Source organism: Fluviibacterium sp. S390 (assembly GCF_049800695.1).
Taxonomy (GTDB): domain Bacteria; phylum Pseudomonadota; class Alphaproteobacteria; order Rhodobacterales; family Rhodobacteraceae; genus Meridianimarinicoccus.
In genome coordinates this window covers 1-26,091 of record NZ_JBNAFN010000023.1, presented here as the reverse complement: position 1 = coordinate 26,091, position 26,091 = coordinate 1, and the positions used below count along the sequence as shown (strand labels likewise).

Annotated in this window: 28 protein-coding genes and 1 pseudogene; 14 read left to right on the top strand and 15 right to left on the bottom strand. The window is 65.2% G+C overall.

Annotated features, from left to right (window positions below):
- Positions 1 to 62 precede the first annotated feature (62 nt).
- From ACP15K_RS16355 to ACP15K_RS16335, 5 genes are read left to right on the top strand one after another with little or no spacing between them, the layout of a single operon-like run.
- Positions 63 to 785, top strand: a complete 723-nt coding sequence (locus tag ACP15K_RS16355) for a GntR family transcriptional regulator (RefSeq protein WP_424991016.1) — start codon at positions 63 to 65, stop codon at positions 783 to 785.
- A gap of 2 nt (positions 786 to 787) precedes the next feature.
- The gene (locus tag ACP15K_RS16350; RefSeq protein ID WP_424991015.1) at positions 788 to 1,498 is read left to right on the top strand and encodes a GntR family transcriptional regulator; all 711 of its coding nucleotides are present in this window, start codon (positions 788 to 790) and stop codon (positions 1,496 to 1,498) included.
- A gap of 8 nt (positions 1,499 to 1,506) precedes the next feature.
- Positions 1,507 to 2,553 (top strand): aldo/keto reductase, encoded by a 1,047-nt coding sequence (locus ACP15K_RS16345; RefSeq protein ID WP_193142920.1) that lies wholly within the window; start codon positions 1,507 to 1,509, stop codon positions 2,551 to 2,553.
- Positions 2,543 to 2,971, top strand: coding sequence for an RbsD/FucU family protein (locus ACP15K_RS16340; RefSeq protein WP_193142921.1), 429 nt, complete (start codon positions 2,543 to 2,545; stop codon positions 2,969 to 2,971). The genes ACP15K_RS16345 and ACP15K_RS16340 overlap by 11 nt, the downstream gene beginning before the upstream one ends.
- Positions 2,968 to 3,801, top strand: coding sequence for an amidohydrolase family protein (locus ACP15K_RS16335; protein WP_193142922.1), 834 nt, complete (start codon positions 2,968 to 2,970; stop codon positions 3,799 to 3,801). The genes ACP15K_RS16340 and ACP15K_RS16335 overlap by 4 nt, the downstream gene beginning before the upstream one ends.
- Positions 3,802 to 4,077: 276 nt before the next feature.
- Here ACP15K_RS16335 and ACP15K_RS16330 read toward each other — a convergent pair whose 3' ends face one another.
- A complete protein-coding gene (locus ACP15K_RS16330) occupies positions 4,078 to 4,458 on the bottom strand; it encodes a nuclear transport factor 2 family protein (protein ID WP_424991014.1) in 381 nt (126 codons plus the stop codon).
- Positions 4,459 to 4,592: 134 nt separating this feature from the next.
- Between ACP15K_RS16330 and ACP15K_RS16325 the strand changes: the two genes are divergently transcribed.
- Positions 4,593 to 5,846: an Hsp70 family protein gene (locus ACP15K_RS16325; protein ID WP_424991013.1), complete on the top strand. Its 1,254-nt coding sequence runs from the start codon at positions 4,593 to 4,595 to the stop codon at positions 5,844 to 5,846.
- Here ACP15K_RS16325 and crcB read toward each other — a convergent pair.
- From crcB to ACP15K_RS16280, 9 genes are read right to left on the bottom strand one after another with little or no spacing between them, the layout of a single operon-like run.
- Positions 5,843 to 6,202, bottom strand: coding sequence for a fluoride efflux transporter CrcB (gene crcB / locus ACP15K_RS16320; protein ID WP_424991012.1), 360 nt, complete (start codon positions 6,200 to 6,202; stop codon positions 5,843 to 5,845). The genes ACP15K_RS16325 and crcB overlap by 4 nt on opposite strands.
- Entirely contained in the window at positions 6,199 to 6,579 is a 381-nt protein-coding gene (locus tag ACP15K_RS16315; RefSeq protein ID WP_424991011.1) for a fluoride efflux transporter FluC, read from the bottom strand. The genes crcB and ACP15K_RS16315 overlap by 4 nt, the downstream gene beginning before the upstream one ends.
- 25 nt (positions 6,580 to 6,604) lie before the next feature.
- On the bottom strand, positions 6,605 to 7,216 hold the full coding sequence (ureG, locus tag ACP15K_RS16310; RefSeq protein WP_424991010.1) for an urease accessory protein UreG: 612 nt from the start codon (positions 7,214 to 7,216) through the stop codon (positions 6,605 to 6,607).
- Positions 7,213 to 7,860 (bottom strand): urease accessory protein UreF, encoded by a 648-nt coding sequence (locus tag ACP15K_RS16305; RefSeq protein WP_424991009.1) that lies wholly within the window; start codon positions 7,858 to 7,860, stop codon positions 7,213 to 7,215. Before ACP15K_RS16305 ends, ureG begins: the two co-directional genes overlap by 4 nt.
- Positions 7,850 to 8,293: an urease accessory protein UreE gene (locus ACP15K_RS16300; protein ID WP_193142927.1), complete on the bottom strand. Its 444-nt coding sequence runs from the start codon at positions 8,291 to 8,293 to the stop codon at positions 7,850 to 7,852. Before ACP15K_RS16300 ends, ACP15K_RS16305 begins: the two co-directional genes overlap by 11 nt.
- A gap of 8 nt (positions 8,294 to 8,301) precedes the next feature.
- Positions 8,302 to 10,011: an urease subunit alpha gene (gene ureC / locus ACP15K_RS16295; protein WP_193142928.1), complete on the bottom strand. Its 1,710-nt coding sequence runs from the start codon at positions 10,009 to 10,011 to the stop codon at positions 8,302 to 8,304.
- A complete protein-coding gene (locus ACP15K_RS16290; protein ID WP_193142929.1) occupies positions 10,011 to 10,316 on the bottom strand; it encodes an urease subunit beta in 306 nt (101 codons plus the stop codon). Before ACP15K_RS16290 ends, ureC begins: the two co-directional genes overlap by 1 nt.
- A 9-nt stretch (positions 10,317 to 10,325) precedes the next feature.
- Positions 10,326 to 10,628, bottom strand: a complete 303-nt coding sequence (locus ACP15K_RS16285; protein ID WP_424991008.1) for an urease subunit gamma — start codon at positions 10,626 to 10,628, stop codon at positions 10,326 to 10,328.
- Position 10,629: 1 nt separating this feature from the next.
- Positions 10,630 to 11,397, bottom strand: a complete 768-nt coding sequence (locus ACP15K_RS16280) for an urease accessory protein UreD (protein ID WP_424991007.1) — start codon at positions 11,395 to 11,397, stop codon at positions 10,630 to 10,632.
- Between the two features lie 448 nt (positions 11,398 to 11,845).
- Here ACP15K_RS16280 and urtA point away from each other — a divergent pair, with 448 nt between their 5' ends.
- The 7 genes and pseudogenes from urtA (at position 11,846) to ACP15K_RS16245 (ending at position 19,320) form a co-directional block, all read left to right on the top strand.
- Entirely contained in the window at positions 11,846 to 13,126 is a 1,281-nt protein-coding gene (gene urtA, locus ACP15K_RS16275; protein ID WP_424991006.1) for an urea ABC transporter substrate-binding protein, read from the top strand.
- A gap of 57 nt (positions 13,127 to 13,183) precedes the next feature.
- On the top strand, positions 13,184 to 15,139 hold the full coding sequence (urtB, locus tag ACP15K_RS16270) for an urea ABC transporter permease subunit UrtB (protein ID WP_424991005.1): 1,956 nt from the start codon (positions 13,184 to 13,186) through the stop codon (positions 15,137 to 15,139).
- A 3-nt stretch (positions 15,140 to 15,142) separates the two neighbouring features.
- Entirely contained in the window at positions 15,143 to 16,375 is a 1,233-nt protein-coding gene (urtC, locus tag ACP15K_RS16265) for an urea ABC transporter permease subunit UrtC (RefSeq protein ID WP_193142933.1), read from the top strand.
- The gene (urtD, locus tag ACP15K_RS16260) at positions 16,372 to 17,118 is read left to right on the top strand and encodes an urea ABC transporter ATP-binding protein UrtD (RefSeq protein WP_193142934.1); all 747 of its coding nucleotides are present in this window, start codon (positions 16,372 to 16,374) and stop codon (positions 17,116 to 17,118) included. The genes urtC and urtD overlap by 4 nt, the downstream gene beginning before the upstream one ends.
- A 3-nt stretch (positions 17,119 to 17,121) precedes the next feature.
- On the top strand, positions 17,122 to 17,817 hold the full coding sequence (gene urtE, locus ACP15K_RS16255) for an urea ABC transporter ATP-binding subunit UrtE (RefSeq protein ID WP_193142935.1): 696 nt from the start codon (positions 17,122 to 17,124) through the stop codon (positions 17,815 to 17,817).
- A 162-nt stretch (positions 17,818 to 17,979) separates the two neighbouring features.
- Positions 17,980 to 18,100 (top strand): annotated as a pseudogene (locus ACP15K_RS16250) (molybdopterin-dependent oxidoreductase); the annotation flags it as partial.
- A gap of 200 nt (positions 18,101 to 18,300) precedes the next feature.
- On the top strand, positions 18,301 to 19,320 hold the full coding sequence (locus ACP15K_RS16245; RefSeq protein WP_424991004.1) for an NAD(P)-dependent oxidoreductase: 1,020 nt from the start codon (positions 18,301 to 18,303) through the stop codon (positions 19,318 to 19,320).
- Positions 19,321 to 19,328: 8 nt separating this feature from the next.
- Here ACP15K_RS16245 and lpdA read toward each other — a convergent pair whose 3' ends face one another.
- Genes lpdA through ACP15K_RS16225 form a run of 4 tightly spaced genes read right to left on the bottom strand, consistent with a single transcriptional unit; the run spans position 19,329 to position 24,279 of the window.
- Entirely contained in the window at positions 19,329 to 20,708 is a 1,380-nt protein-coding gene (lpdA, locus tag ACP15K_RS16240; RefSeq protein ID WP_424991003.1) for a dihydrolipoyl dehydrogenase, read from the bottom strand.
- A 3-nt stretch (positions 20,709 to 20,711) separates the two neighbouring features.
- On the bottom strand, positions 20,712 to 22,028 hold the full coding sequence (locus ACP15K_RS16235; RefSeq protein ID WP_193142938.1) for a dihydrolipoamide acetyltransferase family protein: 1,317 nt from the start codon (positions 22,026 to 22,028) through the stop codon (positions 20,712 to 20,714).
- On the bottom strand, positions 22,029 to 23,042 hold the full coding sequence (locus ACP15K_RS16230) for an alpha-ketoacid dehydrogenase subunit beta (RefSeq protein WP_424991002.1): 1,014 nt from the start codon (positions 23,040 to 23,042) through the stop codon (positions 22,029 to 22,031).
- 1 nt (position 23,043) lies between these two features.
- On the bottom strand, positions 23,044 to 24,279 hold the full coding sequence (locus ACP15K_RS16225; protein ID WP_193142940.1) for a thiamine pyrophosphate-dependent dehydrogenase E1 component subunit alpha: 1,236 nt from the start codon (positions 24,277 to 24,279) through the stop codon (positions 23,044 to 23,046).
- Between the two features lie 173 nt (positions 24,280 to 24,452).
- Here ACP15K_RS16225 and ACP15K_RS16220 point away from each other — a divergent pair, with 173 nt between their 5' ends.
- Positions 24,453 to 24,914 (top strand): Lrp/AsnC family transcriptional regulator, encoded by a 462-nt coding sequence (locus ACP15K_RS16220; protein ID WP_193142941.1) that lies wholly within the window; start codon positions 24,453 to 24,455, stop codon positions 24,912 to 24,914.
- Between the two features lie 103 nt (positions 24,915 to 25,017).
- On the opposite strand, the gene ACP15K_RS16215 is transcribed toward ACP15K_RS16220, so the two are convergent.
- The gene (locus ACP15K_RS16215) at positions 25,018 to 26,028 is read right to left on the bottom strand and encodes an IS30 family transposase (RefSeq protein WP_424990000.1); all 1,011 of its coding nucleotides are present in this window, start codon (positions 26,026 to 26,028) and stop codon (positions 25,018 to 25,020) included.
- Between the last annotated feature and the right edge of the window lie 63 nt (positions 26,029 to 26,091).

The window sequence follows — 26,091 nt, the reverse complement described above, 5'->3', positions numbered from 1 at the left end:
TCAGTTGACAGGTGCGGAAGCCCATGGCAGGATTTTATCACGTTTGAAAAGGAACACAGCGCATGAGGGTGAAGCCGGTTGCCGAGCTGTCCCGGGTAGACGAATTGCCCGACCTGCGCAGTTCCACAGGCTCGCTGGCGCAGCGTATCCACCATGTGTTGCATACCGCGATCCTAGACCTGACCTTCCCGCCCGGCACGCCGTTGCGCAAGGCCGAACTGGCCCATCGGTTCGGCGTTTCGCGCGCGCCGGTGACCGAAGCCATCGCGATCCTTGCCGCCGAAGGTCTGGTCGAGGCCATGCCGCAAGTGACCGCCCGCGTTACACCCCTGTCCATGGCCGCCCTGCGCGAAGAAACCTTCCTGCGGTGTGCGATCGAGGGCGCGGTTGTCGAACGGCTGGCAAAAACAAGAACCGATGCGCAACTGGCACGGCTTGGGCGCAACCTGCGGCTGCAGGAATTGCTGGTCGAAGATGGCGACACCCGCGGCTTTTTCGAGGCTGATGAAGAGTTTCATACCATGTTGCAGGAATTCACCGGCCTTGACCGACTGTCGGGATTTGCGGCACAGGTGACATTGCAATTGCATCGCGCAAGACAACTCCTGCTTCCCGAAGCACGGCGTCCGACCGAAACGATTGTCGAGCACAGGGAGGTGCTTGAGGGGATCCGCCGCCAGGATGCGCCCGCTGCCGTCAAAGCCATGCGCTTTCACCTTGGGCAGTTGGTGCCGCGTCTGAAGCCGCTGGAACAGACCTATCCCCATTATTTCAGGGAGGGATAACCATGGCCATGTCCACCGAGTTCGATGTCAAGAAACTTGCCGACCTGTCGGACTTTGAGGGCTCGCTGGCGGCGCGCGTCTATCAATCCCTGAAACAGGCGATCCTGTCGCTGGATGCGCCGCCGGGCGTGGCCCTGCGCAAGCCCGAGACGTGCACGCGGTTCGAAGTGTCGCGCTCGCCGGTGGCCGAGGCCATTGCGCGGTTGTCGGCGGAAGGGCTGGTCGAGGTCACGCCGCAATCGGGGTCGCGGGTGTGCTATCTGTCGCTGTCCGATTTCCACGAGGCCGCCTTCATGCGCTCGGCACTGGAACAGGCGGCGGCTGAACGGGTGGCGGAGGTCCGAAGCGAAGCCGATCTGGGCGCGCTGGCCCGTTCGATGCACCGCCAGAAACTGCTGGCAGCCGATGGTGCGCGCGAGGAATTCTACCTTGCCGACGAGGCGTTTCACGAATTGATCCACGCCGCCACCGGCTATGCCCGTCTGTCGGCCCAGACCGAGATCGTCGGCCTGCACATGACCCGCGCCCGCCGCCTGTTGTTGCCCGGCCAGCGCCGCATCGAAGACACGATCACCGAGCATCAGGCGATCTTCGATGCCATCAAGGCACAGGATGGTGCCGCCGCACGCGCCGCCATGGCGCTGCATCTGAACCAGGTGACCAAGCTGATCGACGCCCTGTCCGAAAGCCAGCCCGGACTGTTCAAACCCTGAGGTATCCCATGCGTGTATCCGACCCAGTTTCCCTGACAGATCGCACTGGTCTGGCTGTTACCCGCATGGGGTTTGGCGGTGCGCCGCTGGGCAACCTGTACCGGGCCTTGCCCGAGGAAGACGCGCAGGGTGCGTTCTCGGCAGCCTTCGACGCCGGGATCCGCCTGTTCGACACCGCCCCGCAATACGGGCTGGGCCGGTCCGAAATGCGCTTTGCCGAAGGGCTGGCGCGCCATGGCCGCGACAACATCGTGCTGTCGTCCAAGGTCGGGCGGCTGCTGCTGGACTGCGCCCCGGAAGAGGTCACGCCCGAGGCCTTCGTCGATGTGCCGCAGAAACGCATCCAGTTCGACTATTCCTACGACGGGGTCATGCGCTCGCACGCGGAAAGCCTGGCCCGGCTGCGCACCGACCACATCGATATCCTGCTGGTTCACGACGTCTGCGCTTTCTCGCAGGGCTCGCAAGAGGCCAGCGATGCGCGGGTGCGCGAGCTGTTCGATGATGGCGGCTACCGCGCGCTGATCGAGTTGCGCGAGGCAGGGCAGGTCAAGGCCATCGGCGCCGGGGTCAACGAATGGCAGGTCTGCGAGCGGCTGTTGGGGCTGGGCGATTTCGACTGCTTCCTGCTGGCGGGCCGCTACACCCTGCTGGAGCAGGCGGCGCTGGACAGCTTCCTGCCACTCTGCGTGAAGCGGGACGTGGGGATCATTCTGGGCGGGCCGTACAACTCGGGCATCCTTGCCACCGGTGCGGTGCCGGGCGCCAAGTACAACTACGCCGAAGCCCCGCCGGAAATCCTGGATCGCGTGGCGCGTATCGATGCCGTCTGCGCGGCCCATGACACGCCCCTGATCGCGGCCGCGCTGCAATTCGTGCTGGGCCATCCGGCGGTGCGCACGGTGGTGCCGGGCGCGACCTCGGCGGCGGAGGTGTCGCAGAACGTGGCGCTGCTGGAGCGCGCGATCCCGCCCGCGCTGTGGACCGATCTGCGCAGCGAGGGGCTGATCCGCCCCGACGCGCCCCTTCCCCAGGAGACTTCCAATGCTGCGTAACATCGACCCGATCCTGTCACCCGATCTGCTGTTTACCCTGGCCGAAATGGGCCATGGCGACACGATCGTTATCGCCGACGCGAATTTCCCCGCCGCCAGCATGGGCCAGCGCGTGATCCGGGCCGAGGCGAGCAATGCCACCGACATGCTGCGCGCGGTGCTCAGCCTGTTGCCGCTGGACAGATTCGTGCAGGAACCGGCGGTGACCATGCAAGTGGTGGGCGATCCGACCGCCGTGCCCGAGGCCGTGGCCGCCTTTCAGCAGGTGGTGACCGATTGCGCCGACAAACCGGTCCGGCTGGGCTCGGTCGAGCGGTTCGCCTTCTACGATCGCGCCCGCGCGGCCTTTGCCGTGGTGCAGACCGGCGAGCGGCGGCTGTACGGTAACATCCTTCTGACAAAGGGCGTGATCGGATGAGGATCGACGCGCATCAACATTTCTGGCGTCTGGATCGCGGCGACTATGGCTGGTTGACGCCGGACCTTGCGCCGCTTTACCGCGATTTCGGTCCGGAGGATCTGCACCCGCTGGCCGCGCAAGCCGATGTGCGGGCGACGGTGCTGGTGCAGGCCGCGCCCACGGTGGCGGAAACCGAATTTCTGCTGGGCATTGCGGACACCTCGGATCTGGTCGCGGGCGTCGTCGGCTGGGCCGATTTCGAAGCCCCGGACGCCGCGCAAAAGATCGCGCGGCTGGCGAAAAACCCGTGGCTGCTGGGTTTGCGCCCGATGATCCAGGATCTGCCCGACGACACATGGATGTTGCGCGACACTCTGGCCCCGGCGTTCGAGGCGATGATCGGGGCGGGGCTGACCTTCGACGCGCTGGTTCTGCCCCGGCATCTTGACGCGCTGCTGGCCCTATTGGCGCGCCATCCCGGCCTGCGCGTGGTGATCGACCATGGCGCCAAGCCCGAGATCGCGACAGGCCGGATCGAGGATTGGGCCGACCATATGGCGCGTCTGGCGGCGGACACCGGCGCGTTCTGCAAACTGTCGGGCCTGATCACCGAGGCCGGACCGGATTGGACCACCCGCAGCCTGACGCCCTATGTCTCGCATCTTCTGGACGTGTTCGGCCCCGAGCGCCTGATCTGGGGCAGCGACTGGCCGGTGTGCACGCTGGCGGGCAGCTATGGCGATTGGGTGGCGGCGACCGAGGCGCTTCTGGGGGAACTGACCCCGGATCAGCGTCACGCAATCTGGGGAAACACCGCGCGGCGGGCCTATCCGCGCTTGCGGGTCTGACCGAAGCGACAAGCGGCGTCCGTGCGGCGGCTCGATCCGCGCGGACACCAGGACCCACTTCGGGCACACCGAAGACATCGCCGGTCCCTTCATGGCTTTTCCCGACAGCGTGCTGCTGACCGAAGGCAATGATGCGGGTCGCATCTGCAAGCTTGGCGACCGCATCCTGATCTTCAACCACGTCCAGTGGACCGGCATGGCCAAGCGCACGCCGGGTATTTCGACGGGTTCCGGGGCCGAACCCGGAACACCTACATGGTCGGGATTCCCACGCGGTCAGAACATGCCGTTGTCATGGGCGCTGTGGTCGGGGACCTCCTGCAACACATCCCAGTGTTCGACCACCTTGCCCTGTTCATCCAGCCGGAAGATGTCGATGCCGGCATATTCCAGCCCGCCGGGCCAGATCTGGTGGCAATGCAGGATGACATGATCGCCGTCGCAGAAGGCGCGTTTCACCTCGACCCTCTTGCCGGGATACTCGGCGGCCATGCGGTCGAAATAGTCAATGAACCCTTGTTTGCCACTGGCCACATGCGGGTTGTGCTGGATGTAGTCGGCACCGACATAGCGCTCGATTGCGTCGCGCGGGCGGTTGTCGTTGAACATCATCTCGTAGAAGGCGATGACGGCCTGTTTCTTCTGGTCGGGGGTCATGGTGGCTCCTGCAGTTTGCCGTGCCCAGCCTAGCGCGAAATCTGCGCCGGGTCAGGCGCTGTCGGTCCTCGCCCTTGCCATTCCCCCGTCCGATGCGGTAGCAGCCTTGCCTTCCCCGTGACTGGAGATGCGCCATGTCCGCCCCCGTGCTTGCCGTCGATTTCGGAACCTCGAACACCGCCGCCGCGATCCTTGACGGCGCCCGCCCGCGCCGCCTGGCGATCGAGGCGGGGGGCGAGACCTTGCCGACGGCGGTGTTTTTCCCGGCGGGGGGTGGTTCGATGCGCATCGGGCGCGCCGCAGGGCGGGCGCTGATCGACGGCGACGAGGGGCGCTATATGCGGGCGCTGAAGAGCATTCTTGGCACCGCGTTGTTCCACGAATCCCGGCTGGTCGGTGGGCGGCGTCAGACCCTGGCCGATGTCGTCGCGGCCTTTCTGGCGCGGCTGAAGGCGCGGGCCGAGGCGGAATGCGGCCACAGCTTGTCCCGCGTGCTGTCCGGGCGTCCGGTGCATTTCCACACCGCCGACCCGGCGCGCGACGCGCAGGCCGAGGCCGATCTGCGTGGCTGCTGGCATGCGGCGGGGTTCAAGACGGTCGAGTTCCTGTTCGAGCCCGAAGCCGCCGCGCGGGCCAGCCAAGGGCAGGGGCGCGACGGCGAGATCGGGCTGATCGTCGACATCGGCGGCGGCACCTCGGATTTCTCGGTGTTCCGCGGAACCGGGACCGGAGGGCAGATCCTGGCCAGCCACGGCATCCGGCTGGGCGGGACCGATTTCGACCACGCGGTGTCGATGACCCATGCCATGCCGCTGCTGGGACATGGCGGCCAGTTGCGGCGCACCTTCGGCGAGGGGCTGCTGCCGGTGCCCAACGCGATCTATTCCGATCTGGCGACCTGGGCCAAGATCCCCTTCCTCTACACCCGTGACACGCTGAAACTGGTCAAGGACATGCACGCCCATGCGGTCGAACCAAAGCCCATGGCGCGGTTGCAATCGGTGATCGAGGATCATCTGGGCCACGACCTGGCCTTCGCCGTGGAACGCGGCAAGATCGCGGCCAATGGCGGCGAGCGGGAGGCAAGGATCGACATGGGGGTGATCGAACGCGGGCTGGCGGCACCGATTTCGCCCGCCTCGCTGAACGCCGCTTTGCAGGGCTTCCGCGCCGATCTTCAGACGGCCATGCGCCAGACCCTGTTTCAGGCCGGAGTGGACGCCGGGCAGGCGGACGCCGTGGTGCTGGTCGGTGGCTCCAGCCTGATGGCGCTGGTGGCGCAAGAGGCACAGGCGGTCTGCCCGCAGGCCCGGCTGGAACGCAGCGAGGCGTTCACCGCCGTGGTCGACGGCCTGGCGCTGGCCACCGGCGAGGGCCCGCGCGCCTAGCCCAGCACCAACCCGATCCAGAAGCCGATCCCGCACAACAGCAGGCTGAGCAGGATGTTTCCGGCGGCATGGATCAGCGTGCGCTCGCGATGCAGGCTCAGGGTCTGGTAGGCGAAGCTGGAAAAGGTGGTGAAACCGCCGCAGAAGCCAAAGACCATGCGGCGCTGTTCCTCGCTGACGTCAGGCAATTCGCCCAGATAGGCGATCCACAGCCCCAGCAGGAAACTGCCCAGCACGTTGACGATCAAGGTTGCCAGCGGCAACTCGTGCGTGACCATGCGCGAAACCGCATGGCGCAGCACCGCGCCCAGGCCGCCGCCCAGGGCAAAGATCGCGTGCAGGTAGATCTCGCTCATGCCCGGTCCCCGCCGTAGAAATGCCGCCCAACGGCCTCGCCCAGAACCGCCGCGCCAAGGCCAAAGGCGATTTCCAGTGCAGGCGCAGTCAGGACGTGGATGCTGCCGGCTTCGGCGAACCGCGCGATTTCAGCCATGAAGGCGGAAAATGTCGAAAGCCCGCCGCAGAACCCCACAGCCCCCATGTGCAGCACATGGGCGTGCACCCGGTGCCGGATGGCATAGAGAAACCCCAGCACCAGCGAGGCCGCGACGTTGATCCCGAAGGTGGCCGTCAGGAAGGGCAGGCCGGGGATTTCCAGCCCGAAAAGCTCGCGCAGAAGCGATCCGGCGGCACCGCCGATAAACACGGCCATACACATCAGGAAAGTGGTCATGGGCGCGCCTTTTCGGGGGCGAGGGTCAGAGACCGCCAGCGGTGCGGATGAAGTCGGCCACCACTTCCAGCCCCTCGCGGGTCTTGAGGTTGGTAAAGACGAACGGGCGGTCGCCGCGCATCCGTTCGGCATCGCGGGCCATCACGTCAAGGTTCGCGCCCACGTAGGGGGCCAGATCGGTCTTGTTGATCACCAGCAGGTCCGAGCGGGTGATGGCGGGACCACCCTTGCGCGGGATTTCCTCGCCTGCGGCCACGTCGATGACATAGATCGTCAGATCGGCCAGTTCCGGGCTGAAGGTGGCCGACAGGTTGTCGCCGCCGGATTCGATCAGCACCAGGTCAAGGTCCGGGTGGCGGGCCGACAGTTCCGCCACGGCCGCCAGGTTGATCGAGGCATCCTCGCGGATCGCCGTATGCGGGCAGCCGCCGGTTTCCACCCCCAGCACCCGGCTTTCGGGCAGGATTTGCATCCGCATCAGGGCCTCGGCATCCTCGCGCGTGTAGATGTCGTTGGTGATGACAGCAAGCGAATGGGCATCCTTCAGACGCGCGCTGAGCGCGGCGGTCAGGGTGGTCTTGCCAGCGCCCACGGGGCCGCCGATGCCGATCCGCAGCGGGCCGTTGGGGCTGCTCATGTGCGAAATATCCTCGAATATTGGGTTTCGTGATGCATGGAGGCGATATCAGCCAGAAAGCTGGTTGAGGACAAGGTGTCCAGATCGCCCTGCGCGGTTTGCACCGCAATCGCGCTGCACAGGGGCGTCAGCCGGTGCAGCATCGCCTGCGCCGCGCTTTGGCCCAGCGGCATCAGGCGCTGTGCGGCGGCCAGAAGGTTGCTCAGCATCGCTTGCAGATACATGGCTGTGGTCAGGTCCTGCGGCAGCCCGGCCAGACGGGCGGCGCGGCCCACGGCCACCGGGTAGGTCAGCCCGTCAATATCTTGCGCCCAGACCGCGCCGGTGATCTTGCCGAAGGCCGCGCCCAGATGCGCGGCCTCTTGCAGGCGTTCGCGCGACGGGGCGAAAGCGCGGGCGGTGGCGTCCACCTCGGCCACGTCCTCGGGCGTGTCGGCGCGATAGGCCGCCGACAGAAACAGCGCGTCACCATGGCCCGCGCCGTGGTGAAGCATATCCCGCAGCCACGCCTCAAGGCTGGCCTCCTCCGCGACCTGTCCAAGATCCACCGCCCCCTCCAGCCCGCAGCTGTAGGCAAAGGCGCCCACCGGATAGGCAGGCGACAGCCATTGCGTCAGCGTCAGAACGCCCCGATCAATGGGCATGGGAATGGGTGCGGCCATGGCCATAGGCACCGCCCACGGGGGTGAAGGGCTCGGTCACGTCGCGCAGCCTGGCCCCCAGCAGGCGCAGCATCTCGGTGATGACATGGTCGCGCTGGATCAACAGCCGGTCAGTTTCGATCTGGCAGGGCATGTGGCGGTTGCCGATGTGCCAGGCCAGCCGCACCAGATCGCCCTTCACCTCCAGCAGGGCTTCGGGGGCGGCAATCACTTCGATCAAGCTGCCATTGTTCAGCGCGAAAGCATCGCCCTGGTTCAACGAGGTGGTTTGCGCCAGATCGACTAGGAAGCTTGTGCTGCCGGCCTCCAGCAGCTTGCGGCGCAGGAAACGGTCTTCATAGCTCAGCACCACCTGGGCCGAAGCCTCGGTCCAATGGCCCTTGCGGCGAATGTCGTGACAGACGGGAACGGTCATGGGGTACCTCAGAACATGAAATAGCGTTGGGCCATGGGCAATTCGCTGGCCGGTTCGCAGGTCAGAAGCTCGCCATCGGCGCGAACCTCATAGGTTTCGGGATTGACCTCGACCACCGGGGTCGCGGCGTTCAGGATCATGTCCGATTTGCCGATATTCCGGGTATTTTCCACGGCCATGGTCTGTTTGGCCAGCCCGAGCCGCGCGCCAAGGCCATCCGCCTGCGCCGCGGCCGACACGAAGGTCACCGCCGAGTTTTCGACCGACCGGCCATAGGCGCCGAACATGGGGCGCGAATAGACCGGCTGCGGCGTCGGGATCGAGGCATTCGGATCGCCCATCTGGGCACAGGCGATAGAGCCGCCAATCAGCACCATCTCGGGCTTCACCCCGAAAAACGCGGGCGACCACAGCACCAGATCGGCGCGCTTGCCTTCCTGGATCGAGCCGATGGCATGGCCCAGACCATGGGCGATCGCCGGGTTGATGGTGTATTTCGCCACATAGCGGCGTACCCGCATGTTGTCGTTTTCGCCGGTTTCCTCGGCCAGACGTCCGCGCTGCTTCTTCATCTTGTCGGCGGTCTGCCAGGTGCGGATGATCACCTCGCCGACACGGCCCATGGCCTGGCTGTCCGAGGCGATGATCGAAAATGCGCCCATGTCGTGCAGGATGTCTTCCGCCGCGATGGTCTCGCGCCGGATGCGGCTCTCGGCGAAGGCCACATCCTCGGGGATCGACTTGTCAAGGTGGTGGCAGACCATGAGCATGTCGAGATGCTCTTCCAGCGTGTTCACCGTGAACGGCCGCGTGGGGTTTGTCGAAGACGGCAGCACATGCTGCTCGCCGCAGATCTTGATGATGTCGGGGGCATGGCCGCCGCCCGCGCCCTCGGTGTGGAAGGCGTGGATGGTGCGGCCCTTCAGGGCCTTGATGGTGTTCTCGACAAAGCCGCTTTCGTTCAGCGTGTCGGTGTGGATCATCACCTGCACATCCATGGCGTCGGCCACGGTCAGGCAGCAGTCGATGGCGCCGGGGGTGGTGCCCCAGTCCTCGTGCAGCTTCAGGGCGCAAGCGCCGCCCAGCACCTGTTCCTCCAGCGCGGCGGGCAGCGAGGCATTGCCCTTGCCCGCAAACGCCAGGTTCATCGCGAAAGCATCCGCCGCTTGCAGCATCCGCCCGATGTGCCAGGGCCCCGGCGTGCAGGTGGTGGCCAGCGTGCCATGGGCCGGGCCGGTGCCGCCGCCCAGCATGGTTGTCAGGCCCGAGTGCAGCGCATCGTCAATCTGCTGCGGGCAGATGAAATGGATGTGGCTGTCGAAGCCACCGGCGGTCAGGATGCGGCCCTCGCCGGCGATGACCTCGGTCCCCGGCCCGGCAATGATATCGACACCGGGCTGGGTGTCGGGGTTGCCGGCCTTGCCGATCTTGGCAATGGCACCGTCCTTCAGACCGACGTCGGCCTTGTAGATGCCGGTGTGATCGACGATCAGCGCATTGGTGATCAGCGTGTCGACGGCCCCTTCTGCGCGGGTGGTCTGGGCCTGCCCCATGCCGTCACGGATGACCTTGCCGCCGCCGAACTTGACCTCTTCGCCATAGGTGGTCAGATCACGCTCGACCTCGATGACCAGATCGGTGTCGGCCAGCCGCAGCTTGTCGCCGGTGGTGGGACCGAACATCGCCGCATAGTCGGCCCGGTTGATCTCGACGGGCATCAGAGGTTCCCCATCACGTCTTGGTTGAACCCGAACACCCGGCGGGCGCCCCCGATCCGGATCAACTGAACATCGCGTTTCTGGCCCGGCTCGAAGCGCACGGCGGTCCCGGCGGTGATGTCGAGCCGATAGCCCCGCGCGGCGGCGCGGTCGAAGTCCAGCGCGCTGTTGGCCTCGGCGAAATGATAGTGGCTGCCGACCTGCACCGGGCGGTCCCCGGTGTTGGCAACCAGCAGGGTGATGGATGTCTGGTTGGCGTTTTGCAGCAGCACGCCCTCGGCGGGAAAGATTTCTCCTGGAATCATCGGGACACCTCAGCGGATCGGGTCGTGAACGGTGACGAGCTTGGTGCCGTCGGGAAAGGTGGCTTCGACCTGCACCTCGTGGATCATCTCGGGGATGCCTTCCATGCATTGCGCGCGGGTCACGACCTGCGCGCCCTGTTCCATCATGTCGGCCACGGATTTGCCGTCGCGGGCGCCTTCGACCACCGCGTCGGCAATCAGCGAGATCGCTTCCGGGTGGTTCAGCTTCACGCCGCGCGCCAGCCGCTTGCGGGCGACCTCGGCGCACATGGCGATCAGCAGCTTGTCTTTTTCTCTCGGGGTCAGGTTCATGTCAGATCATCCAGCATCGCGGGAGCACGGATCGGCTCAAAGTGGTCAAGATCGGGATCAGGTGCTTGCGCAGGGCATAGCCGTCCGGGGCCAGCAAGCGCATCACCAGGTGGTTGGGGCCGGGCTGGCTGACACCGCCAGAGGGTGGCAGCAACTTGCGCAGGGCGGTCAGCCGGGTCTCGGCGTCGGGGGCAACATAGACAAGGCTGGCCATCGCCCCGGCCTTGCCTGCGATGGCCTTGCCGGACAGATGCGCCGCGATATCGCCCGACAGGGTCATTGCGTCCAGATACAGCGGCTTGCCATCCTGGCGCACCTCGATCCGGTCGCGGAACCGGGCGCCGGTCAGAACTTCGCCCATGGCGGCGCGGCCGAAGATCACCGGCTCGCACAGCAACAGGCGGGCGTCTGGGGCCAGATCGGCGGTCAGACGGCGGTTCATGTCACAGCCCTGAAACAGCAGGGTTTCCTGCGGCAGCCAATGCAGGCGGGCCCCGGCTTCGACGGTCAGGCGGGTCTGCAACAGGCCCTGCTGGCCGGGACTGGCCTGATAGGCGCGTTCGGCGGCCTGGGTGGTCAGCGTCAGGGCGGTGCCGGACCCGGCCGTCGCGGTCACATCGAACCTGTCGCCGCCGGTGATGCCGCCCGCGGTATTGACCAGAACCGCGTCGATGCCCTTGGCCACCGGGCGCGGAAACACGCATTTCAGCGATCCCGCCTGCCGCAGCGCGTCCAGTCCGGTTCCGCGCGCGGTGGGCTTGGTCGCCACCACCACGGTGCCACGCGCGCGGGGCGCGGGGCTGACGGGCTGACCGTGGGTTATGGTGTTGAACTGTGTGATAGGCCCCTCCAGCCGTCCGTGTCCTGATGTGGTGGTTTGATGGCAGCTTGGGGCTGGAGTGCCAAAAGGATCCGCAGTTGAGCGCTGCGCAAAGCGACGAATGCCCAAAAAAGAGCCATCAACAGCCGTTAAAGGTGAAGTATTCCGCAAACCGCTGCAGCCTTGCCGGAATTCCCTCCGGTTTCGTTGCCTTCAAAGCGGCTGTGTCAAAACGGTGGGCCTGCCTGCGGCTGAGGGGCCGAGCGAACAGGTGTGTGACGGTCAGACGACTGGAAACGGACCGACCGTCACACGGATGCAATACAATTGCGGGGCCTGGGTAGGGCTTCGGGGGCGTGCGCGCAACCGGGACCAGACCTTCCCTGGGGAGACACAGATGACCATCCTGAAAACTGCGCTTTGCACGACCACCGCATTGGCCGCCATGGCCACCGCCGCCATCGCCGAAGACTGCCCGATCAAGGTCGGCGTTCTGCATTCGCTGTCGGGCACCATGGCGATTTCAGAGACCACTCTGAAAGACACCATGCTGATGCTGATTGAACAGCAGAACGAAAAAGGCGGCGTGCTGGGCTGCGACCTGGAAGCCGTGGTTGTCGATCCGGCGTCCGACTGGCCGCTGTTTGCCGAAAAGGCGCGCGAGCTTCTGACCGTGCACGATGTGGACGTGATCTTCGGCAACTGGACCAGCGTGTCGCGCAAGTCGGTCCTTCCGGTGATCGAGGAACTCGACGGCCTGCTGTTCTATCCGGTTCAGTACGAGGGCGAGGAAAGCTCGAAGAACGTGTTCTACACCGGGGCTGCGCCGAACCAGCAGGCGATCCCGGCCACCGACTATTTCCTGGAAGAACTGGGCGTCGAGAAATTCGCGCTGCTGGGCACCGACTATGTCTATCCGCGCACAACGAACAACATCCTTGAAAGCTATCTGAAGTCCAAGGGCGTGTCGGCAAACGACATCTTCGTCAACTACACCCCCTTCGGTCACTCCGACTGGTCCAAGATCGTGGCCGATGTGGTCGCCCTGGCCGCCGACGGCAAGAAGGTCGGCGTCATCTCGACCATCAACGGCGACGCCAACATCGGCTTCTACAAGGAACTGGCTGCCGCTGGCATTTCGGCCGATGACATTCCGGTCGTGGCCTTCTCGGTCGGCGAAGAGGAATTGTCGGGTCTGGACACCTCGAACCTGGTGGGTCACCTGGCGGCCTGGAACTACTTCCAGTCGGCTGACACCGAAGCCAACGCCGAATGGGTTGCCGCGTGGAAAGCCCGCATGGGTGACGAGCGCGTGACCAACGATCCGATGGAAGCCCATTACATCGGCTTCAACATGTGGGTGAACGCCGCCGAAGCTGCCGGCACGACCGATGTGGATGCGGTGCGCAGCGCCATGTACGGCCAGGAATTCCCGAACCTGACCGGCGGCACCGCGGTGATGCTGCCGAACCACCACCTGGCAAAGCCGGTGCTGATCGGCGAGATCCTGGACGACGGCCAGTTCGACATCATCAGCGAAACCGACGTGGTGCCGGGCGACGCCTGGACCGACTTCCTGCCGGAAAGCGCGGTTCTGGTGTCCGACTGGAAAGATCTCGGCTGCGGTATGTACAACACCGAAACCGAGACCTGCGTTCAGACCAAGTCGAACTACTAATCCCAACCACGCCAGAGGGGCGGTCGCGCCCCTCTGGCATCGGGGACAGATACCATCATGAAATTACTTCTCCTGCTGGGCCTGTGCGTCCTGGCACAGGTTAACATTGCCTGGGCCGATGACGTCCTGATCCAACCCGTTCTGCAAGAGCAGCGCGAGACGATCGTGAAAAGCTCCCGCAAGACCATCGGGCCGGCCATCGACGCGGTGGTGGCCAGCAAGGCGCCGGCGGCGCAAGATGTGCTGCAAGCCTGGGTGACCAAGGACATGTGGTACCGCAAGGATGACGGGCTGTTTTTCCGCGCCGAGAAGGTGGACTCCAAGACCTATCGCCTGATCGATTTCGACACCGGGGCCGACATGGGCACGGCGGACAAATCGGATATCAAGCAGATCAAGCCCAACAGCGGTGTTCGCGCGATGATCTCGACCGCGCTGGTGCGCTTCCAGTTGACCGATCCCGACCCCACGCGCCGGATGGAGGCGCTGATCGCCATCGAACGCGCGCCCGAAGCCTCGCTTCTGGCACCGCTGCGCCTGTCGATCGAGGGCGAGATCGACCCGGATATTGCCGCCCGCAAGACCCGGATCGAGCGGCTTCTGACGATTGCCTATGACGCCGACACACCGACCCGCGTTGCCGCCATCGAAGACATGGCGGGCGATCTGGGCGTTGATGTGCGGGCCACCCTGAACCCGCTGCTGGTGACCGATCTTGCGGCCTTTCCCGGAGCGATCCCCGAGGGCGTGAATGTCCGCGCGGAACTCAAGCCGGGCGACGATGCCCTCAGCATCGACGACGCCTATGCGCTGCTGGTTGACGGGGATCTTGCGCCACCGCGCGTGTCGGGCGCGGACATCCGCAACGCACTGGCGGCCAATATCGTCGATGGCAAGGTCGGTGGCATTTCGGTGCACACCCTGTCGGACGAATTCCAACGCGCCCGCGCCTATGTGGCCCTGTCCGAGGCGGGTCTGGTGCCGCCGCTGGTGACCGAAAGCGATGTGGAGGCCAGCCTGGCCGGGTACCGCTTTGCCGAGATCTATCAGGTGGCTGATCCCGCCGTGACCACCGCCGCACAGGATGCGCTGACCAAGATCGAGTTGAAGGTCGGTGTGAACCAGGCCATCGACCTGGGGCTGGACGCGCTGTCGCTGGCGTCGATCTATTTCCTCGCCGCCATTGGGCTGGCCATCACCTTTGGCGTCATGGGGGTCATCAACATGGCCCATGGCGAATTCATCATGATGGGCGCTTACACCGGATACGTGGTGCAGCAGTTCATCCCCGATCACACGATCTCGATCCTTGTCGCGCTGCCGCTGGCATTTGCCGTGACCTTCGGCGCCGGGGTGCTGATGGAGCGGCTGGTGATCCGCTGGCTCTATAACCGGCCGCTGGAAACCCTGCTGGCGACCTTCGGCATCTCGATCGCGCTGCAGCAGCTGGCCAAAAACATCTTCGGCACGCAGGCGCGGCCGCTGACCTCTCCGGGCTGGCTGGACGGCGCGCTGGTGCTCAACGACGTGGTGTCGATTTCCTACATCCGCATCGCGATCTTCGTGCTTGCACTGCTGTTCCTGGGCCTGTTCCTGTTCATCATGCGGCGCACAAGGCTGGGGCTGGAAACCCGCACCGTCACCCAGAACCGGGCCATGGCGGCCTCGATGGGGATCAACCCCGACCGGGTCAACATGCTGACCTTCGGGCTGGGTTCGGGCATCGCCGGTGTCGCGGGCGTGGCCATCGGCCTGTTTGCCAAGGTGACCTCGGAACTGGGGTCGGATTACATCGTGCAAAGCTTCATGACCGTGGTCGTGGGCGGCGTCGGCAACATCTGGGGCACCCTTGCGGGCGCTGCGATGATCGGCGGGCTGCAAAAGGGCATCGAATGGATGAACCCCTCGAACACGCTGGCGGCGCAGACCTACATGATCGTCTTCATCATCATCTTCATTCAATTCCGGCCGCGGGGCATCATCGCCCTGAAGGGCCGCGCAGCGGGGGATTGAGCCATGCAACGCAGTTTCGTCGCCAGAAATCCATCTGTCCTGATCTTCCTCGCCTGCCTTGGCCTGTTCGTTCTGGGCGTGACCGTCCTGTCCGAGGCCGTCGGCAACGGGTTCCTGTCCACCAGCTTCGTCAAGACACTGGGCAAGACCCTGTGCCTGGCCCTGATCGCTGTCGCGATGGATCTGGTCTGGGGCTACACCGGCATCCTCAGCCTGGGGCATTTCGCCTTCTTCGGGCTGGGCGGCTACATGATCGGCATGTGGCTGATGTACGAGCGCACCCGCGACATCGTCGCCACTTCGCTGGCCGAAGCGCCGATCCCGGCCACTGTCACCGAGATACAGGAGGCCATCGCCACCCAGATCTTCGGCGTCGTGGGGTCCAACGAATTCCCGCTGGTCTGGAGCTTCGCCGACAGTCTGGTGATCCAGCTGATCCTGGTGGTCGCGGTGCCGGGCCTGCTGGCGCTGGTCTTCGGCTGGCTGGCGTTCCGGGCACGGGTGACGGGCGTCTACCTGTCGATCCTGACCCAAGCCATGACGCTGGCGCTGGCCCTGTACCTGTTCCAGAACGACAGCGGGCTGCGTGGCAACAACGGGCTGTCGGGGCTTCAAAACCTGCCGGGTCTCGATGACGTGCCGCAGGCGCTGGTGTCCCTGTGGTTCTTCTGGGCCTCGGCGGCAGCCCTCGGGCTGGGCTATCTGCTGGCCGCCTGGGTGGTGTCGGGCAAATTCGGCTCGGTCATTCGCGGCATTCGCGACAACGAGGCCCGCGTGCGGTTCCTTGGCTACCAGGTCGAGGTCTACAAGCTGGTGATCTTTGCCGGCACGGCGATGATCTCGGGCATCGCGGGGGCGCTGTATTATCCGCAGGCGGGCATCATCAACCCGGCCGAGATTGCGCCCATCGCCTCGATCTACCTCGCGGTCTGGGTTGCCATCGGCGGACGCGGGCGGCTGTACGGCGCGGTGATCGGGGCAATCTTCGTGACGCTGTTCTCGTCGCTGTTCACCGGCGGGCAGGTGCCCGACGTCAACCTGGGCTTCTACACGGTGAAATGGGTCGACTGGTGGTTGATCGTGCTTGGCCTCAGCTTTGTTCTGGTCACCCTGTATGCGCCCAAGGGCATCGGCGGGCTGTTCGATCTGATCGCCCATCGCACCCACCCGGATCGTCATGGGGCCCCGCTTGGGCCGGACATGGGCGCGCTTCAGGAGAAGGAGGCGCAGGAATGAGCAGCACCCGCCTTCTCGAGGTTTCCGGCGTTTCCGTCTCGTTTGACGGCTTCCGGGCCATCAACAACCTGTCCTTCACCATGCCCAGCCACGGGCTGCGGGCGATCATCGGGCCCAATGGCGCGGGCAAGACCACCTTCATGGACATCGTCACCGGCAAGACCAAGCCGGACGACGGCCGCATCACCTGGGGCGAAAAGAACATCTCGCTGCGGGGCATGTCCGAGGCGCGCATCGCCCGCGAAGGCATCGGCCGCAAGTTCCAGAAGCCAACGGTGTTCGAAGACCAGACCGTGCACCAGAACCTGCTGATGGCGCAGCGCAACAAGCGCGGGCCGCTGGCGGTGCTGTTCTACCGGGCTGGCGGCAAGGATCTGGACCGGGTGAACGAGCTTGCCGCCACCATCGGGCTGACCGACGAACTGGCCCGCAAGTCGGGGGAGTTGTCGCACGGCCAGAAGCAGTGGCTGGAAATCGGCATGTTGCTGGCGCAGGAACCGCGTCTGCTGCTGGTGGATGAACCGGCCGCCGGGATGACGCTGGCCGAACGCGAACGCACCACGGCGCTGCTGGTTGAAGCGGCCAAGACCCGCGCGGTCGTGGTGGTGGAACACGATATGGATTTCGTGCGACGGCTGAACTGCCGCGTCACGGTCCTGCACGAAGGCTCGGTCCTTGCCGAGGGGAGTCTCGATCACGTCACGTCGAACCAGCAGGTTATCGACGTCTATCTGGGGCGCTAGACCATGCTGAACGTCGAAAACCTGACCCTGCACTACGGGCATTCGCAAATCTTGTACGATGTCTCGATGGCCGCCGAGAAGGGCGAGATCACCTGCGTCATGGGCACCAACGGCGTCGGCAAGACCAGCCTGATCCGCGCCATCGCCGGGCGGCACGCAAGATCGGGCGGCAAGGTCGCGCTGGATGGCGAGGATCTGGGCGTGCTGCCGGCGCATGGCATGGCGCACAAGGGCGTCGGGCTGGTGTCGCAGGGGCGCGAGATCTTCCCGCTGCTGACGGTGCGCGAGAACCTGGAAACCGGGTTTTCCTGCCTGCCGCGCTCCGAACACAGGATCCCGCCTGAAACCTACGAGATGTTCCCGGTGCTGGACCAGATGAAGCATCGGCGCGGCGGCGACCTGTCGGGCGGGCAACAACAGCAACTGGCCATCGCGCGGGCGCTGATCACCCGGCCCAAGCTGTTGCTGCTGGACGAGCCGACCGAGGGCATCCAGCCCAACATCATCAAGCAGATCGGCGAGGTGTTGAAGCAGCTGCGCGCTCGCGGAGACATGGCGATCGTGCTGGTCGAGCAGTATTTCGACTTCGCCTACGAACTGGCCGACCGCATCGTCGTACTGCGCCGGGGCGAGGTCGTGCATTCCGGCACCAAGGCAGACTCGCCGCGCGACGAAGTGCAGGCGCTGGTGTCCGTCTGACGGGACCGGCGCAATGAATTGCCGTGGAACCGGGCAGGGGGTTTGGGGCATGTTAGGGGCCCGGATCGAAACATGAAAGATCGATTGACCAACGTTGCTGTCGAGAAGGACCGGGAACGGGCCCTTCTCATCATGGAATCGCTGCGTGCTGCCGGCTGAGTTGAGAAGGACGGCACCTTCACCAGTTTCGCCCGGACCATCAGCCGCCAGCGCAAATTCCTGCCTGCACCGGGGGAAAGCGCGGCCCGACTGGCGGATCATCTCGGATGCCGCCCGCTTGGGTCCGCAGCCCACCGGTCTGGCGCAGGTGGACAGGCCGCGCGGTAGCGCCCTGTTACGGATTTTGATCCCGGACCGTCTGGGCGCGGGCAGCAATTGCGGCTCCTGTCGGCCGGAGATGCAGGCGCTTCTGGAAGGGCTGCGACATGATCTTGCGGCGGAACAGTCTTGCGCTAGGTTGAGCGCAGCAGGGAGGCGACCGCCATGAAGACTTTTCCGATGTTTCTGAAAGTGGCCGGGCGCCGCGTGATGGTTCTGGGCGGCGGCGAACAGGCCGCGCAGAAGTCGCGCCTGATCCTGAAGTCCGAGGCCGAGGTGGTGCTCTGCGCCCCGCATCTGGACGATGAACTGGTCGAACTGGTGCGCGAAGGCCGTGTTCAGCACCATGACGGGGCCATCACACCCGATCTGATCGACGGAGCCGCACTGGCGTTCGTGGCGACGGGCTGTCCCGGCATGGATGCCGCACTTGCCGATCTGGTGCGCGTGGCAAGGGTGCCGGCGAACGTGGTCGATCAGCCCGAGCTTTGCGACGCCTTCACGCCGTCCATCGTGGATCGCGACCCGCTGGTCGTGGCCATCGGCACCGAGGGCACCGCGCCGGTTCTGGGCCGCCAGGTCAAGACCGCCATCGAACAGATGCTGGAGCCACGCCTTGGTCATCTGGCCAGCCTTGCGGGACGGATGCGCCCGGCGGTGGCGCGCGGGGTCGACCGTGCGCGTCGGCGTGCCTTCTGGCGATGGGTGTTCGACGGCCCTCCGCGCCAGCTGCACGCCATCGGCAATGAACGCGAGGCCGCGCAGGCGTTGAAAGAGGCCATCGCGCAGGGACAAGCGCCGGATGACACCGGGCTGGGCAGCATAGCCGTGATCGCGGCCAGCGGCGGGATCGCCGATCTGATGACCCTGCGGGCGGTGCGCAAGCTGCAGGAATGCGATGTGATATTCCATGATGCCGGGATGGATGCGGTGCTGGAACTGGCCCGCCGCGATGCCGAGCGGGTCTGCGTCGGCCCGCGCCCCGGTGCCATCGCATGGCCCGAGGCGCGCATTGCCGATGTGATCCTGTCCGAGGCCCACCAAGGCCACCACGTTGTGTGGCTGACCGGTGGCGCGACGGCCAACGCGCTGGCCGAGGCCGCCCAGGGCCAGGGACTGTCGGTCGAAAAGGTGCCGGGGGTTTCGGGGGGCCACGACGCCCCGGCGCGCAGCCAGCCGGCCTGAGCCCGGTCTCAGATGTGCAGCGCTTGACCGAGGCCCTTCAAGGCGGCCTCCTGCGTGGTTTCGCCCAGTGTCGGATGGGCGTGGATCGTGGCGGCGATGTCGGTCAGGGTCGCGCCCATCTCGATCGCCAACGAGAACTCGCCGGCCATTTCCGCGATCCCGGCACCCACCGCCTGAATGCCCGCAATCAACCCGCTGTCAGGATCATGCACGATGCGCACGAAGCCATCGCTGCGGCCCAGCGTCATTGACCGGCCATTGCCGGCCAGCGGGAACTTCGTGACGGCCAACCCCTCCTGCGCATCGGGCAGGGCACCGACGGTGACAATCTCGGGATCGGTGAAGCAGACCGCCGGGATGGCGCGCTTGTCCCAGACCGTGGGCAGGCCGGCCAGATGCTCGGCCACCACCACGCCCTGCGCCATGGCGCGATGGGCCAGCATCGGCTCTCCGGTCACATCGCCGATGGCAAACACCCCGCGCATCGAGGTGGCACCGAAGCGATCGACGGCGATAAAGGGACCGGTCATCGACAGCCCCAGATCCTCCAGCCCGAAGCCGGTGGTCACGGGCGCGCGGCCCACGGTCACCAGAATCTTGTCCGACGGGATTTCCTGCGGCCCGCCCAGCGTTTCCACCCGCAATGCGGTGCCGTCCTCGGTCAGACCTTGCGCCTTGGCATCCAGATGCAGGGCCACGTCCAGCGCCTGCAGCCGGGCCAGCACCGGTTTGCTCAACTCGGCATCGTATTGCGGCAGGATGCTTTTGGCGGCTTCCACAAGGGTGACCCGCACCCCCAGCTTGGCCATGGCCATCCCGATTTCCAGCCCGATATAGCCCGCGCCCACCACCGACAGCCGTTTCGGCAGTTCGGGCAGCGCCAGCGCCTCGGTCGAAGAGATCACCGGGCCGCCGAAGGGCAGGAACGGCAGTTCAAAGGGCCGCGCGCCGGTGGCGATGACGATGTTCTCGGCGTCGATGCGCAGGGGGCCTTCGGGGGTCGTGACCTCGACCGATTTGCCGTCCAGAACGCGGGCGTAGCCTTGCACATGGCGCGTTCCGGCCTTCTTCAGCAGCGAGGCGACGCCGCCGGTCAGACGGCTCACGATCCCGTCCTTCCACGCCATGGTGCGGGCCAGGTCGATGCTGGGGGCGCCTGCCGAAATGCCAAGAGCATTGCCGCCCACAAGGCTGCGTGCGGCGTGGAATTCATCCGCTGCATGGATCAGCGCCTTGGAGGGGATGCAGCCCACGTTCAGGCAGGTGCCGCCGGGCTTGTCGGCCGCGACGACGATGGTGTCCACGCCCAGTTGGCCCGCGCGGATGCCGCAGACATAGCCGCCGGGACCGGCGCCAAGGATCAGCAGTTTGCAACTGTCCTGTCTCATGCCTCACACCTCCACGAAAATCAGGGCCGGGGTTTCCAGCAGGGACTTGATCTTCTGCACGAAGACCGCCGCATTCCAGCCGTCGATGACCCGGTGGTCGAAGCTGGCCGAGATGTTCATCATCTTTCGGGGCACGAACTGGGTGCCGTCCCACATGGGCCGCGTGGCGATCTTGTTGACACCCAGAATGGCCACCTCGGGGGGGTTGATGATCGGGGTCGTGGCCAGCGCCCCCAGAGGCCCCAGCGAGGTCACGGTGATGGTCGAGCCGGTCAGTTCCTCGCGCCGCGCTTTCGAGGTGCGGGCGGCTTCGGACAGCCGCGCGATCTCGGTGGCGATGTCGTACAGGCCCAGGGCTTCCACGTGGCGCAGGACCGGCACCACCAGCCCGGCGTCGGTCATGGTGGCCATGCCCAGATTGACGCCCGCGTGCCGGGTGATGACCCCGGCCTCGTCGTCGTAATGGGCGTTCATCTCGGGATGGTCGGGCAGGGCGCGGGCCAGTACGGCGGCCAGAAAGGGCAGGAGGGTCAGCTTGGGCCGCTCGCCCCGGCTGTCGTTCAACTTGGCACGCAGGTCTTCCAGGGCAGTCACATCCACCTCTTCGACCACGGTGATATGGGGGATGCGGGCGTTGGCCAGCGCCATGCGCTCGGCAATCTTGCGGCGCATCCCGACCACCGGGATATCCTCGCTGCCGATGCGGGGACTGCGTGGCAGGCCCGGCCCGCTGCTGGCTGCCGGGTGATCGGCCCGGCTGAACACCGCGTCCAGATCCTGATGGGTGATGCGACCCGCCGGTCCGGTGCCGGGCACCTGCCGCAGATCGATGCCGCCATCCCGCGCCCGGGCGCGGACGGACGGGGCCGCCAAGGGCAACGCGCCTTCGGTGCGGGGGGCGCTGGCGCTGGTTCCGGCAACCGGACGGGGGCGGGTCTGTTGGACGGGTTTCGCCGCCTTTTCGGTTTGAGCAGGTGGCTTGGATTCAGCCGATTTAGTGGTCTCGGGATTGACCGCTCCCTTGTCTGCTGCTGGCTCGCCAGGATCGGCGGCCAAGGTCTGATCCTCGACCGCATCGGCCTCGGTTTCGATCATCACCAGATCGGTGCCAATGGGCAGAACCTGCCCGATCTCGCCCGCCAGTTCGGTGATCTTGCCGGAATAGAGCGAGGGGATCTCGACCGTCGCCTTGTCGGTCATCACCGCCGCGATCACGTCATCCTCGCGCACGATGTCGCCGACCTTGACGTGCCATTCGACCAGTTCGGCCTCGGTCACGCCTTCGCCCACGTCAGGAAGTTTTACCGGGAGAACCTTCATTCAAGCCTCCATCACTTGGTGCAGGGCGCGGGTGATGCGCGCGGGACTTGGGAAATAATCCCATTCGGCGGCATGCGGATAGGGCGCGTCCCAGCCCGTCACCCGCAGGATCGGCGCGTGCAGGTGCCAAAAGCAGCTTTCCTGCACCTCGGCGATCAATTCTGCTCCCAGACCGCTGGTGCGGGTGGCTTCATGCACCACCAGGCAACGTCCGGTTTTCTCGACCGAGGCGCGGATGGTGTCCACGTCCAGCGGCAGCAGGCTGCGCAGGTCGATGATCTCGGCGTCGATCCCGGTCTGTTCCACCGCCGCGTCGGCCACGTAGACCATGGTGCCATAGGCCAGCACGGTCACGGCGGTGCCCTCGCGGCGGATGTCGGCCTTGCCGATGGGGATCGAATAATGCCCCTCGGGCACCTCGCCGCCGGGATGGCCGGCCCAGGTCACCGATTTGCCGGTGTGATTGCCATAGAACGGGCCGTTGTAGATGCGCTTTGGCTCCAGGAAAATCACCGGATCGGGATCCTCGATGGCGGCGATCAGCAGGCCCTTGGCGTCATAAGGTGTCGAGGGCAGCACCACCTTCAGCCCGGCCACATGAGTGAACAGCGACTCGGGGCTCTGGCTGTGGGTCTGACCGCCGAAGATGCCGCCGCCGGTGGGCATCCGCACCACCAGCGGGCAAGAGAACATCTGGTTCGACCGATGGCGGATGCGCGCGGCTTCCTGGGTGATCTGGTCGTAGGCGGGAAAGACGTAATCGGCGAATTGCACCTCGACGCAGGGGCGCATCCCTTGCGCCGCCATGCCCACCGCCATGCCGACGATGGCGCTTTCGTTGATCGGTGTGTCGAACACCCGTTCCTCGCCGTATTTCTTCTGCAATCCGGCGGTGCAGCGGAAGACGCCGCCGAAATAACCGACGTCCTCGCCAAAGATCAGAACCTTCGGGTCACGGTCCAGCATCACGTCCATGGCGTCGCGCAGCGCCTCGATCATCGACATCCGGGCCATGTCAGTACCCCATTTCCTGCCGCTGGCGGCGCAGATGCGGGGGCATCTCGGCATAGACCCCCTTGAAGATGGTGGCGGGCGAGATCGGCTTGGGGTTCACGAAGGTGCCCTCGGCCTCGACCTTGCGTTGCAGCGCGATGATCTCGTCGCGGATCTGGGCCTCTGCCTGCGTGTGACGTTCCTCGGACCATTGACCGGTCAGGACCAGATGATCCTTCAGGCGGGTGATCGGATCGCCCAGCGGCCAGGCCAGGGCTTCGTCCTTGGGCCGGTAGGCCGAAGGGTCGTCCGAGGTGGAATGCGCCGCCACCCGGTAGGTGAACCATTCGATGGCCACGGGTCCGTGACCGGCCCGCGTGCGCGCCACCGCCCATCGCGACACCGCCGCCACCGCCAGATAGTCGTTGCCATCCACCCGCAACGCCGGCACGCCATAACCACGCGCACGGGCGGCATAGGTGCGGGCCATGCCCGAGGCGACGCCGGTATAAGTAGAGATCGCCCACTGATTGTTGACGATGTTCAGGATCACCGGCGGCTGATAGACCGAGGCACACAGCAGCGCCGAGTGGAAATCGTTCGACGCCGTTGCCCCGTCGCCGATCCAGGCCGCCGCGATGGTGCCATCGCCCGACAGGGCATTGGCCATCGCCCATCCCACCGCCTGGATGTACTGCGTGCCCAGGTTGCCCGAGATGCTGAAATAGCCATAGTCGCGCGACGAATGCAGCACCGGCAGTTGACGCCCCTCCAGCGGGTCAAGCTGGTTGGAATAGACCTGCCCCATGAGCACTTCCAGCGGATAGCCCGCCGCAATCAGCAGGCTTTGCTGGCGGTAGGTGGGGAAGTTCATGTCGCCCTTGGACAACTGGCGTTGGAAGCCGCAGCCGATGGCCTCTTCCCCGGTGCATTGCAGGTAGAACGAGGTCTTGCCCTGCCGCTGCGCGTTCAGAAGCCGCTGGTCGATCACCCGCATGGTCATCATGTCCCGCAGACCCTGCAACAGGGCCTCGGCGTCGATGTCGGCGATATAGTCGGCCCAGGGGCCCACGGCCTCGCCCGCATCGTTCAGCACCCGCACCATCCCATTGGCATAGGGGCGGGCGTCGATGGAGGTCAGGTCGAGCGGCGGCACGTCCAGAATCCCGGCCTCTGGCACCTCGATCGCCGAGAAATCCGGGCTTTGATCCGGGCGCGCCGGGGGATGCGGGAAGGTCAGCTTGGGGGTTTCGGTCATGGTTGCGTCCTCCCTGAACGACGGCCGGGGTGCGGGATCTCATGTCTCCTCCCACGAGAATCGCCGCCTTTCCCCATGATAGCCGATTTTCCGGTGCATTCTTGCCCGATTGGGCCGGGATCCCTAGGGTGTGCGCATACTTCAGCCAAGAAACGCGGTAATTTAGGGAATTCATGCTCAATCTCGACGAAACCGATCTGAGAATCCTGCGGGCGATGCAGCGTGATGGCAGTCTGACCGTCACCCAGATCGCCGAGATCGCCGGCATTTCGCAGTCGCCCTGTTCCCGCCGCATCAACCAGATGCAGGAAGCCGGCGTGATCCTGCGCCGCCATGTGGAACTGGATCGCCGCAAGCTGGGGTTCAACGCCGTGGTCGTGACGCGGGTGAAGCTGAAGCGCCATGATCGCAAGGCGCTGGAGGCCTTCAAACGCGAGATCCGCGCGATCCCCGAAATCCAGTCCGCCGTGCTGTTGCTGGGCGAGTTCGACTTCCACATGCGGCTGGTGGTGCGGGATATCGATCACTACCAGACGCTGATGCAGGATCGCCTCGTGAGCTTGCCCGGCGTTCAGGAAATGCAAAGCTCGGTCATTCTGGAGGTGGTGAAAAACACCACCGCGCTGCCGCTGTGACGCGCGGCGCGGCGCAGCGCAAGATCAGGGGCGACGTTGTGGTGGGCGCACAGGACGGCTCTGATGTGAGCTCACGGTGAAGTGCAGTTCCTGATATGTCGTTTTACTCCAGCCGGTTCTGTAACTCCATCAGCTCGCTTTGAAACACCTCAGCGGGCGTTCGGTAGCCGAGGCACTTGCGCGGCGTGGAATTGACGCGGTGGCAAATCGACCTCAAGTATCGATTTGTCAGCGCCGTCGGTTCGGTGGATCTGGGGAGATACTTCCGCAGCCTGTTGTTCGTGTTCTCGACTGTGCCTTTCTGGTACGGAGCTTGTGGGTCACAAAACCATGCATCTGCACCTATCCCGGCTTTCAGGTGCCGCCAGGCGGAGAACTCGGTGCCGCGATCAAAGGTGATCGACTGGCGTGCATCGGCGGGCAGGGGAGCTAGCCCCTGGATCAGCGCCTCCATGATCGGTTTGGATTGGCGATCCTCATTGCGCATGACAACGGCGAAACGACTGACGCGCTCGACCAGAGACGTCACGTTCACCTTTCCATGCTCCTTGCGGAACATCATCAGGTCGCACTCCCAATGGCCGAACTCGGCACGCTCAGAGATGCGCTCAGGCCTGTGGGACAGGCTTTGAACGTCGAAGATGTGGGTCCGGTTATGCTTGCGATAGCCACGCGGCCTGCGGCGGCGGCGATGTTCGGGAAGGTGCCGATAAAACTGCTCCTCGCGACCGTCCTTGGAATAGGCGAAGCGATAGATCGTCTCGTGGCTCACGCGGATCGGATGACGTTCCAATCGCATGCGACCGGCTATCTGCTCTGGCGACCAGCCAGCCTTCAGCCGATCCTCGATGGCGGCCTTGAGTTCAGGATGAGCGATCATCTTGCGATGGACAGCACGGCGCTGCTCGTATTTGTCTTGAGCGACGAGAGCGTGATAGCCGTTCAGCTCCGGTATTTCTTCGTCAGTATATCGGTTCCGCTTAATGTCCCGGTAGATCGTCGAGGGGTCGCGGCACAATCTATCCGCAATCTCTGAGACCGGCATTTTGGCTTCCAGCCACTTTGCGAGCTTGCGCCGTTCGTCCAGCTTCAGGTGACAATAGTGGGTTCCCATTCTTCATACTCCATGCAACTCTCTGTATTCGTACAAAATTTGCACTTCGTTTGTGAATCCACC